The sequence below is a fragment of the Gehongia tenuis genome (assembly GCF_014384795.1).
GTDB lineage: Bacteria > Bacillota > Clostridia > Christensenellales > NSJ-53 > Gehongia > Gehongia tenuis.
The window spans coordinates 1-3,286 of the sequence record NZ_JACRSR010000009.1 but is presented as its reverse complement, the minus strand read 5'-3'; the positions used below and the strand labels follow the sequence as shown (position 1 = coordinate 3,286).

The 3,286-nt window shown below is 52.9% G+C and carries 2 rRNA genes; both read right to left on the bottom strand.

Features of this window, described 5'->3' with window-relative positions:
• Nucleotides 1–5: 5 nt before the first annotated feature.
• Nucleotides 6–122, bottom strand: a 5S ribosomal RNA gene (gene rrf / locus H8696_RS11210).
• Between the two features lie 113 nt (nt 123–235).
• Nucleotides 236–3,156 (bottom strand): 23S ribosomal RNA (locus H8696_RS11205).
• Between the last annotated feature and the right edge of the window lie 130 nt (nt 3,157–3,286).

The following is a 3,286-nucleotide window of genomic DNA, read 5'->3' as shown; positions in this document are numbered from 1 at the left end:
ATGGAATCCGGCGGCGACCTATTTTCCCGGGCAGTTACCCACCAAGTATCTTCGGCGCTAAAGGGCTTAACTTCTGTGTTCGGCATGGGTACAGGTGGTTCCCCTTCGCCATTGCCACCGGAAATTCTATGCTATTTTCTCCAAGGGTTCTTTCCTTTATGCACCCTCGAAACTGTATAGACCTTGGAAAGTTTCTCTCGCGCTTCTTTTGGTCAACCACTTCTTCCGCTTCACGCGGATCAAGCCCTCGACCGATTAGTACCAGTCCGCTTCATACATTGCTGCACTTCCACTCCTGGCCTATCTACCTTGTCTTCTTCAAGGGGTCTTACTTCCTTTCGGAATGGGATATCTTATCTTGAGGGGGGCTTCACGCTTAGATGCCTTCAGCGTTTATCCCGTCCGTACTTCGCTACCCAGCTATGCCCTTGGCAGAACAACTGGTTCACCAGAGGTACGTCCATCCCGGTCCTCTCGTACTAAGGACAGCTCCTCTCAAATATCCTCCGCCCGCGATGGATAGGGACCGAACTGTCTCACGACGTTCTGAACCCAGCTCGCGTGCCGCTTTAATTGGCGAACAGCCAAACCCTTGGGACCTACTTCAGCCCCAGGATGCGACGAGCCGACATCGAGGTGCCAAACCTCCCCGTCGCTGTGGACGCTTGGGGGAGATAAGCCTGTTATCCCCGAGGTAGCTTTTATCCGTTGAGCGACGGCATTTCCACTCACTTACCGCCGGATCACTAAGTCCGAGTTTCCTCCCTGCTCGACTTGTCTGTCTCGCAGTCAGGCCCCCTTCTGCCTTTGCACTCTGTGAATGATTTCCAACCATTCTGAGGAGACCTTTGAACGCCTCCGTTACTCTTTGGGAGGCGACCGCCCCAGTCAAACTGCCTACCTGACACTGTCCAGCTGCCGGTTTACGGCCAGCTGTTAGAACCCCAGCAACAAAAGGGTGGTATCCCAAGGGTGGCTCCGCCGAAACTGGCGTCCCGACTTCTCTGCCTCCCACCTATCCTGTACATCTGTTGCCGAAATCCAATATCAAGCTGCAGTAAAGCTCTACGGGGTCTTTCCGTCCTATCGCGGGTAATGCGCATCTTCACGCATACTACAATTTCGCCGGGTCCCTTGTTGAGACAGTGCCCAAATCGTTACGCCTTTCGTGCGGGTCGGAACTTACCCGACAAGGAATTTCGCTACCTTAGGACCGTTATAGTTACGGCCGCCGTTTACTGGGGCTTAAGTTCCGTGCTTCGATTGCTCTAACACTTCCCCTTGACCTTCCAGCACCGGGCAGGCGTCAGCACCTATACGTCATCTCTCGATTTCGCAGATACCTGTGTTTTTGCTAAACAGTCGCTTGGGCCTATTCTCTGCGGCCACATTCCTGTGGCACCCCTTCTCCCGAAGTTACGGGGTCATTTTGCCGAGTTCCTTAACAAGGGTTCTCCCGTTCGTCTTAGGATTCTCTCCTCGCCTACCTGTGTCGGTTTGCGGTACGGGCACCCATGTACTCCCTAGCAGCTTTTCTCGCCAGCGTGAATTCAGCTGTTTCCCTACTTGTTTTTCGGTCTCGCTTCGGCCCAGCCTTCTCGTGACGCGTACTTCACTACGCCACAGCCTCGCCTTCGCAACGGAGTTGACCATCACCCCGCTCAGCCTATCCTTCTGTGTCACTGCTTCAGTCAATCGTCCATGAGTGGTGCAGGAATCTCAACCTGCTGTCCATCGCCTACGACCTTTCAGTCCTCGGCTTAGGTCCCGACTTACCCTGAGGGGACGAACCTTCCTCAGGAAACCTTAGGCTTTCGACGGCAAAGATTCTCACTTTGCTCTCGCTACTTATACCGGCATTCTCTCTTCTATACAGTCCACATGTCCTCCCGGTCATGCTTCTACCCGTATACAATGCTCCTCTACCAACCCATACTTCCGTACGGATTCCAAAGCTTCGGTGGCAGGTTTAGCCCCGTTACATTTTCGGCGCAGGATCACTCGACCAGTGAGCTATTACGCACTCTTTGAATGCGTGGCTGCTTCTAAGCCAACATCCTGGTTGTCTGTGCAATCCCACATCCTTTTCCACTTAACCTGCACTTTGGGACCTTAGCTGTTGGTCTGGGCTGTTTCCCTTTTGACCACGAAACTTATCTCCCGTAGTCTGACTCCCAGGGTCCAACATTATGGCATTCGAAGTTTGATAAGGTTCGGTAAGCTGTGAGGCCCCCTAGCCCATTCAGTGCTCTACCTCCATATGTCATCCCCTGAGGCTAGCCCTAAAGCTATTTCGAGGAGAACCAGCTATCTCCAAGTTCGATTGGAATTTCTCCGCTATCCACAAGTCATCCCCGCCTTTTTTAACAGACGTGTGGTTCGGTCCTCCATGGAATTTTACTCCCACTTCAACCTGCTCATGGATAGGTCACCTGGTTTCGGGTCTACGGCATGCAACTCATTTCGCCCTGTTCAGACTCGGTTTCCCTTCGGCTCCAGACCTTCAGTCCTTAACCTCGCTGCATACTGTAACTCGCCGGTCCGTTCTACAAAAAGTACGAGGTCGCACCTTAATTGTGCTTCCTCTGCTTGTAAACATAGGGTTTCAGGTTCTCTTTCACTCCCCTCCCGGGGTGCTTTTCACCTTTCCCTCACGGTACTGTCCGCTATCGCTCACCAAGTCGTATTTAGCCTTGGAGGGTGGTCCCCCCTGCTTCCCACTGGATTCCTCGTGTCCCGTGGTACTCTGGATCCCCGCAGTGTGCTCCAAATTTCGCCTACAGGATTCTTACCTTCTTCGATCCCTCTTTCCAAAGGTGTTCGGCTATCCTTTGCACTACCTTACCGGGTCCGCAACCCCTGCCCTCCGAAGAGGCCAGGTTTGGGCTGTTTCCCTTTCGCTCGCCGCTACTTAGGAAATCGATGTTTCTTTCTTCTCCTCCGGTTACTTAGATGTTTCAGTTCACCGGGTTCCCTCCTCATACCCTATTTTATTCAGGTATGGGTGACGGGGCATGACCCCCGCCGGGTTTCCCCATTCGGACATCCATGGTTCTACGCCTGCTTGCCAGCTTCCCATGGCTTTTCGCAGCTTGCTACGTCCTTCGTCGGCGCTTGGTGGCTAGGCATCCGCCCTATGCTCTTCCTAGCTTGATCTCTCAGCGTTATTGTAGTTTCCCATTACTTTTGAGCTCCCGCTTCCATACTTCCGTATTTCCGCTTTCGCTCTTTTCTCGCGCTTGTTACTTTCTTTCCTTACTCTATACAGTTCCCAAGGTGCAAAAGT